The organism is Brevundimonas sp. UBA2416 (genome assembly GCF_002343105.1).
In the GTDB taxonomy this organism is placed as follows: domain Bacteria; phylum Pseudomonadota; class Alphaproteobacteria; order Caulobacterales; family Caulobacteraceae; genus Brevundimonas.
On record NZ_DDRM01000019.1, the window covers coordinates 247,559 to 247,914 of the forward strand.

Annotated in this window: 1 protein-coding gene; it reads left to right on the forward strand. The window is 74.4% G+C overall.

The genetic code is table 11. The annotated features are described in order from the left end of the window. Positions 1 to 356, forward strand: a 356-nt coding sequence (locus B3E43_RS07645) for a band-7 C-terminal domain-containing protein (protein WP_292028116.1), incomplete at both ends; no start/stop codon positions are given.

Consider the following 356-nt stretch of genomic DNA (forward strand, 5'->3'; position numbering starts at 1 on the left):
GCCGAGGCCGAGGCCAAGGCGACCGCCATGGTGTCCCAGGCCATCGCGGCCGGCGACGTCAATGCCATCAACTACTTCGTCGCCCAGAAATACGTCGAGGCCTTCGCCGAACTGGCGCGCAATCCGACGGCCAAGACGGTCATCGTCCCGGCCGAGATGTCCGGCCTGGTCGGCACCATCGCCGGCCTCGGCGAACTGGTCGGTCTGGCCAAGGAACAGCAGCAGGGACGCAGCGACGTGCGTCGTGACGCCCCGCCGCCCCCCCCCTCGCCACCCCCCCCCCCCCGCCCGCCCCCCCCCCCCTGTTCCCGGGCCTCGCCCCCGGGCGCCCCGACCTACCCCGCATCCCCCCCCGC